This is a genomic window from Longimonas sp. (genome assembly GCF_046498435.1).
Lineage (GTDB): Bacteria > Bacteroidota > Rhodothermia > Rhodothermales > Salinibacteraceae > Longimonas.
Genome location: NZ_JAWOAR010000122.1, coordinates 1 through 7,231 on the forward strand (window position 1 = coordinate 1; position 7,231 = coordinate 7,231).

At 58.2% G+C, this 7,231-nt stretch carries 7 protein-coding genes; 5 read left to right on the forward strand and 2 right to left on the reverse strand.

Going from position 1 to position 7,231, the window contains the following annotated elements; all coding sequences use genetic code 11:
• The first annotated feature begins 319 nt into the window (after positions 1-319).
• Positions 320-790, forward strand: a complete 471-nt coding sequence (locus R6U20_RS04780) for a helix-turn-helix domain-containing protein (protein WP_410336727.1) — start codon at positions 320-322, stop codon at positions 788-790.
• Complete coding sequence (locus R6U20_RS04785) at positions 787-1,371, forward strand: IS630 family transposase (RefSeq protein WP_410336733.1); 585 nt, start codon at positions 787-789, stop codon at positions 1,369-1,371. Before R6U20_RS04780 ends, R6U20_RS04785 begins: the two co-directional genes overlap by 4 nt.
• A gap of 326 nt (positions 1,372-1,697) precedes the next feature.
• Here R6U20_RS04785 and R6U20_RS04790 read toward each other — a convergent pair whose 3' ends face one another.
• On the reverse strand, positions 1,698-2,291 hold the full coding sequence (locus tag R6U20_RS04790) for a hypothetical protein (RefSeq protein WP_410336728.1): 594 nt from the start codon (positions 2,289-2,291) through the stop codon (positions 1,698-1,700).
• A gap of 360 nt (positions 2,292-2,651) precedes the next feature.
• Here R6U20_RS04790 and R6U20_RS04795 point away from each other — a divergent pair, with 360 nt between their 5' ends.
• Positions 2,652-4,319 (forward strand): S41 family peptidase, encoded by a 1,668-nt coding sequence (locus R6U20_RS04795; protein WP_410336729.1) that lies wholly within the window; start codon positions 2,652-2,654, stop codon positions 4,317-4,319.
• 331 nt (positions 4,320-4,650) lie between these two features.
• Here the strand turns inward: R6U20_RS04795 and R6U20_RS04800 are convergent, their stop codons facing one another.
• A complete protein-coding gene (locus R6U20_RS04800) occupies positions 4,651-5,343 on the reverse strand; it encodes a phasin family protein (protein ID WP_410336730.1) in 693 nt (230 codons plus the stop codon).
• A gap of 273 nt (positions 5,344-5,616) precedes the next feature.
• On the opposite strand from R6U20_RS04800, the gene R6U20_RS04805 reads away from it, so the two are divergent.
• Together R6U20_RS04805 and R6U20_RS04810 are read left to right on the forward strand one after the other, a co-directional pair.
• On the forward strand, positions 5,617-6,783 hold the full coding sequence (locus R6U20_RS04805; RefSeq protein ID WP_410336731.1) for a phosphopentomutase: 1,167 nt from the start codon (positions 5,617-5,619) through the stop codon (positions 6,781-6,783).
• Positions 6,784-6,892: 109 nt separating this feature from the next.
• Positions 6,893-7,231, forward strand: a 339-nt coding sequence (locus R6U20_RS04810; protein WP_410336732.1) for a class I tRNA ligase family protein, incomplete at its 3' end; no start/stop codon positions are given.

Below are 7,231 nucleotides of genomic sequence, written 5' to 3' on the forward strand. Positions count from 1 at the left end.
AAAGTATTCTGGGCGCCGGTGGCCAGCCAGAGGCCACGGCTGATGATCAGCAGATAGAGCAGCAGGATCGCCACGTACGAAATCAATGCGCTCATCAGCCTCAAGACGTTGAGCAACTACATCAATCACGTGGCGCAGACCAAGATTGACGAGGGACTCGACCAGCTCTTTCCTATCATGGCCAAGATCAACCAGGAGGGCTGGGCCGAAGCGCCTGATAATACCAAGTGCTTTGAATCACTATACAGATTGAGCAGTTTTTCAGGTGACATTCGGTTTATTCAACATCGGTCTACTCAACATAGAGGCTCCCGGTCTGATGTACAACCTTCCTGAGATTTCCGAGTCGGTCGAGGAACTGGACCAATTGGTCCGTAAAGAGAAAGACGCTCAGATCCAGCGTCGTTTCCACATGCTTCTTTTGCTGCGAAGCGGGGAGGCCACCAGTCGAAGCGCGGTAGCCCGCCAGTTGGGCGTGCATCGCCACACGGTGGCGGATTGGCTTGCGCTCTATGAAGAAGGCGGCCTTGAGAAGATCCAAGAGGTCGGCGAGCCCGGCCCGGATCCGGGCCAGAAGTCGATTCCGGACCAGGCGATGGAGGCGCTGAACGAGCGGTTAGCCGAGCCGGGCGGCTTTACGAGCTACAAAGAGATTCAACAATGGCTCGACGAAGAGCATGGCGTGGAGCTGTGCTACTCGACGGTCCACGGCATCGTGCGTTACGACCTCGGAGCGAAGCCGAAGACGCCGCGCCCGAGCCACCCTAAAAAAAACAGCAGGCCCAAATAACGTTTCAAGAGGAGCTTCCCACCTGTCTTTCCGGTCTTGAGGAACAGGGGCGCCGTCCCCTGCGCCTGTTTTGCCAGGACGAGTGCCGGATCGGGCGGATGCCTATTTTGCGCCATAAAATTACCTTGCCGGGCGTAAAGCCGATCCAGACGGCCCAACCCGCCTACGAGTATTTTTACGTGTACGGCGCCGTTGAGCCGGAGACCGGGCAGCGGTTTTTCACTGAGCATGAACGCCTCAATAGCGAGTGCTTCCAGGACTTTTTAAACCGGTTTGCGCGGCGGTTCCCCTGCAGCCACAACGTGATGATTTTAGATAACGGCCGGTTCCACAAAGCCAATAAGCTCGCGGTCCCAGAGAATGTCACCCTCGTGTTTTTGCCGCCCTATAGCCCCGAACTCAATCCGGTAGAACGGTTGTGGCAGGACCTGAAGGATGCTATCGGGGGGACATTCTACAAGTATCTGGCCGATTTGCGCCAACAGACCCGAACGGTTCTGTCTCGATACACCGATGAAGCAGTCGCCTCATTGACCGGATACGACTATCTGCTGGAGGCCACACGTGTAGCATTATCATAGGCACTTGGTATAATTTTACGGAATCCCTCTCCCTACATCTCCCTCCTCCTCGGCTAGTGCTCTGTCAATCCTCATTTTGATGGTTGCCTGCAATCAGCCCCCACGAAGTCTGTCATGGTGAGCGCAGTCGAACCATCTCCTTGGCGTTCAGAAGATACGGCGGGACAGAGGATCCTGCCCGCTTCGAGGGAGATCTTTATTCACTGCGTTCACCAGTCGCTTCGCTCGTGTCAGGACTTCGCGTCTCCTTGGCGGAGCCGCTCGCTCAAGATGACACCATGTAAACAGGGCATGCTGCAACCCAACCATTGACCTGTGACAGAGCACTATGACAGCTGATCTGCAAAAAAGCAGGGCTGTTGGAATGGAGCGTCACCGTTGAGTGCATCGAGCAGCCCGTTCATGTGACGCTCGTGCATGGCCTTGATGGCGGCATTGGGGGGGTCGTAGGCAAACTCGGCCCAGCGTACGCTCATGTGCATGGCATCGTGGGCGGCAGTGAGCACGTCGGGCTCGGTGCAACTGCGCGCCGCCAGCAACTGGGCCGCGCTGGGCCGGCGATGCGGCATGCCAATGGCAGCAGCCCGTACAGCTGCTTCGCGCGAAGCCGACCGTGCCTTGTGCAATGCCTTTATCGTAGAAACCTGCCCAGACGCCACGTTTCGGGCAGCGGTCCAGAGCGCAGTGCAAGCCGCTGGTGGAGCGGTGAAACGCCAGGTTTGCTGGGCACACCAACAGGCGAAGGCACGCACCACCGAGGCCCCGTGATCTTGCTTTAGGTAGCGAGCAACCGGCAGAGCAGCCGGTTGGGCTGACGGGGGCGCTTCATGGGTTGGCACGCCGCTTGCCCGGTCTACAATAACCGGGCGGTCGCTTCGTCCGTCGAAGATGTAGTAGTAATCCGAAACGCGTTTCGGCATGACGCCTCCGCTGGTTTGGAGAAGGACCGATGGAAATCCGGATAAGGAGCTATCTCATAACGCAATGGGTGCAGCCGCTCGAAGTCCCCAGAAGCTTTTGAGATCGTTCCTAAGTAGCCGGAACTATGGGTTGCACCGTCATCCGCCGCCGCTTGGTTCCCGAGTGGAGTAACAGGTTGGTTTGGGCCGGCAGAAACTGCATCGGCGGCGCAACAAACCCGGTCCATCTTTCTTACAATGTCTATGCACACAACACACGTATGCAAGCGCTTGCCTTACGCGTTTATTGCGCCAAACGTAGCGTAGAGCGCCGCTTGTATCAGTTCGCATCGATTCGTTTATGCCGTGAGGCCGTACTTTATGAAACGTATAACGCACTATGTGCTCCCCGCTATTGGCCTGGTTTTGCTGGGTGTCGTGCTTGGCGTACAGGTCAACTCCTTTACGTCCGACAACAGCGCCTACGAGCAGCTTCAGAAGCTGGAGCGTTCCTTTGTCATCATCACGCGACAGTACGTAGATCCTGTTGAGTCGGAAGCGCTGGTTGAGGACGGCATTGAGGGCATGTTAGAAGCACTTGATCCTCACTCAACCTACATTCCATCCGATGAGGTGCAGGGCGTACAAGACACCTACCGCGGGTCGTTTGGCGGCATTGGGGTGATGTTTGAGATGGTGGAAGATACCGCACGCGTCATCTCGCCCATTGCAGACGGCCCCAGCGAGCGCCTCGGCATTATGGGAGGCGACCGCATCGTTCAAATCGAGGGCGAGTCGGCGGTAGGAATTGGAACCAATGGCATCCAAGACCGCCTGAAGGGCGAAGTAGGTACCACCGTTGACCTGACAGTCTATCGCCCCGGTGCAGGGCAAGAGTACGAGTTTGAGATCGAGCGCGACGAGATCTCGATGAACTCTATCAATACCTCGTACATGATCGATGACCAGACCGGGTATGTCAAAATCGACCGGTTTGCGATGACCACGCACGAGGAGTTCATGGAGCACGTAGGCACGCTTAAAGACGAAGGGATGGAACGCCTGGTGCTCGACCTGCGGGGCAACCCTGGTGGGGTGATGCGTTCGGCGGTTGACATTGCCGACGAGATGCTGGAAGAAGGGCTCACCATTGTAGAAACGAAGGGCCGTGAGCGCTCTATGAACTCACAGTTCCGTGCCGAAGAGGGAGGTAGCCTTGAAGATAACCCAGTCATTGTGCTGGTAAATCAGGGCTCGGCCTCGGCCAGCGAAATCGTGTCGGGGGCCCTGCAAGACCACGACCGCGCTCTTGTCGTGGGGCAACGCACATTTGGAAAAGCACTCATCCAGAAGCAGTTTGAACTGGATGACAACAGCCTGCTGCAAATGACCGTCGGCCGCTACTACACGCCCGTGGGACGCCTCATCCAGACGCCTTACGAGAATGAAGGCACCGACGAGCAATACGTAGAGCGCATGATGGAAGAGCAAGAAAACGCGACGTTCCATCCTGAAGAATACAAAGACAGTATTCCGGATTCGCTCATGTACACCACCGAAGGCGGACGCACGGTCTTCGGCGGGGGAGGCATTATGCCCGACGTTGTGGTGCAGCCCGATACGACCAGTCTTACCAACTTCGTGTCGGCCATCAACATGGACTTTGCCTTCACGCGCGAGTGGTTCATGAACAACGAGCAGCAGGTCCGGTCAACGTGGGGCGAGGATTCAGACGCCTTCCTGAACGACTTCACTACTCCCGATTCGCTCGTTACCGCGTTCTGGGACTTTACCGAAGAGCAGGGGGTGACATACACCAGCGATCCTGATGAGACGGCTCCTGGCGAAGGGGTCTTTTCGGAGGCAGAGAAGAATCGCAGCGAAGAGGAGATACGCCTGCGTCTGAAGGGATACCTGGCGCGTCAGCTATACGGCTTGCGCACGGCCCAGCCTACCCTTAACGAGACGGATCCGATATACCTCGAAGCGCTCTCGCTCTGGGGCAACGCGGAAGAACTCGCCACCATGCACATGGAGCGCCAGGAGTGATACCAACTCCGTATGCTTCGTTGGCGTGTGGAGGTATGGACGTGTGAAGGGGTGAATGAGAAAAACATCCACCTCTTCACTGGTCCACCCTCTGAGGCTGAAGACCGACTGACGACGTACATCCGGTGCCTCGTAGAGGAACGATACTGCAATGCTGCAACCGGATTCGTACTAAGTGGCCCGGGTAAATGGCGCGTGCGCGCTGGGGCCTCTGGCTCAAAACTGTCTTCTGGAACCATACAGCCCACTAAAAAAGCCTGCCTCGGCATTCGTGCCGAGGCAGGCTTTTGTGTTGTAAGACGGCGCTGCTGCTCAACAGCAGATCAGATGCTTAGGCATCGTCTTCCGCGTCGTAGCTGATCGTCTCCTGAATCGCGCCGTCCTGTTTCTGGATGACGAGACGGCTGGGGGCATGCGCCTTGGCGGCGTCGCGAGCAGCATCAACGGCTTCCTTCTTCGTGTCGAACGACTGAAGCGGAGCGTCCGTGCCTTCCTGAAGCAGCACCCACGCGTCCTCGTGGTACGCTACGTGGAAGACGAGCGCATCGCCAGCCGCTTGCTGGTCGAGCATGGACGACAGGGCATCCAGCTTCTCGGAGAGCTGGCCTACCTTGCTGGACAGGCCCTGGACCTCTTCGCGCGTGGGTACGCCCAGACGGCCCAGTGTATCGTTCAGCGTCGAACTCACCGTTTTCTCGACCGTCTGCGCAGCGTCCGACACGCGGCGCGACACATCGTCAAAGCGACGGTTTAGCTCTTCAGAGATCGACTCTTGCTGCTTGTTAATCTCACTGTTGATCTCTGACGTCGCGTCTTCAAACTGTCCGCGGCGCTTCTCTTCATACGACTTGCCGCGCTTCACCAGATCCTGAAACACGCGGTCGCCTTCTTCTTCAACCCGGGCGAGGGCACCCAGTCCAGCCAACCACACTTCGCGCCCGCGCTCAACGAGCTCGTCCGGCAGCTTACTAAAGTCAATCGGTTTCTTGGCGGATGCGGAGCGTTCTTTTTCATCAGTAGCCATAATCAATCACCTCGAAAGGTCTTTTGGTGCATGGATTCAATGGGAGCACAACAGGTATGCTCACTTCTGCCTATAACGCAGCGCGTCACAAGTTCCATTTTATAACGCGGTGCGTTATTTTTGGGGAGGCAATAGGTCGTATTCACAGAAGGTGCATGCTGGGGCATCCCAAACCCAGCCCTCCGAACAATGCCTGGGCCTGCGCATCCGAACGATGCCTGCCCAAGTCGTAGGGCGGTCTCGTATTTTGTAAAATCATCCGATCCGATTTGTATGGCCTGTTTTGCAACGATTGTACTCGACGGCGTAGGCGTAGGCGCGCAGCCCGATGCCCATGACTACGGCGACCGGGGCAGCCACACTCTGGGCCACGTCTGCGCCGCCGAACAGCCCGACCTGCCCAATCTGACAGCGCTCGGGCTGGGCCATGTCGCCGATCTTGCAGGCCTGCCCTGTGTTGATAAGCCCGCCGCTGACTATGGCCGGATGCAGGAGATTTCGGCAGGCAAAGACAGCACCACCGGCCACTGGGAGATCGCGGGCCTGCACCTGGAACAGCCCTTTCCCACCTATCCCGACGGCTTTCCGCCCGAAGTCATCGACGCATTCAAGGAGCACGGCGGCGTGGATGGGGTGCTTGGCAATCGCCCGGAGTCGGGCACGGTCATCATCGAGGAGTTGGGGGCCGAGCACGAGAAGACGGGGATGCCCATTGTGTATACCTCGGCCGACAGCGTCTTCCAGATTGCCGCACACAAAGACGTGATTCCACTGGAAGAGCTCTACCGCCTCTGTAAGGTGGCGCGTACGAAGGTCTGCACCGGCACGCATAGCGTGGGGCGCGTTATTGCGCGTCCGTTTGTGGGGGCTCCCGGCAACTACACGCGCATCTCTGAAGAACGCAAAGACTTTGCATCTCGCCCCGATACGCCGCCGCTGCAAGATGTGCTGCAAGAACAGGGCGTGCGCACGGTCTCCATCGGGAAGATTGCGGATCTGTTTGCGCGGACGGGCTTCGATACGATGACAAAGACGTCCTCTAATGCGGAAGGCATCGCGGCTACCGAAGCGGCTCTACAGGCGTGTCAGGAAGATGCGCCGCCCACCTTCATCTGGACGAATCTCGTCGACTTCGATCAGGACTACGGGCATCGCAATGACCCTGAAGGCTTTGCGCAGGCGCTTGAGGCGTTCGACGCGGCGCTCCCCGACCTGCTCAACGCGCTCCCGAGCGACGGCGTGCTCGTCATTACCGCCGACCACGGCAACGACCCCACCACCGCCAGCACCGACCACAGCCGCGAGTTTGTGCCGCTGCTGGTGGTGCGTCCCGAGGCCACCGGCCGCGCATTGGGACTCCGCTCCACCTTTGCCGACCACGCTGCCACCGTGGCACGCTACTTTGACGTTCCGTTCCAGACTCACGGGACGGCGTTTTAGCCTGCGCATCCCCCTAAACGAGCCCGCACCACGAACGAACCTTCCGGACACGGCAGTCGTTGGGCTGTCGTGTTGTTTTTACCGACGAATCCACCTGTTTTCGCGTTCTATGCCTGCATATCCCTTCGACGAAATCGAGCCCAAGTGGCAGCGCTACTGGGCGGAGCATCACACGTTTCGCACGCCCGAAGACGTCGATCCCGACGCCGAAAAATGCTATGTACTCGACATGTTTCCGTACCCGAGTGGGGCCGGGCTCCATGTGGGGCATCCTGAAGGATATACGGCCACTGATATTGTGGCCCGCTACAAGCGCATGCAGGGTATAAATGTGCTGCATCCCATGGGGTGGGATGCGTTCGGGCTGCCTGCCGAGCAGTACGCGGTCAAAACCGGCACGCATCCGCGCGATACGACCGAGCGCAACATCGCCAACTTTCGGAGTCAG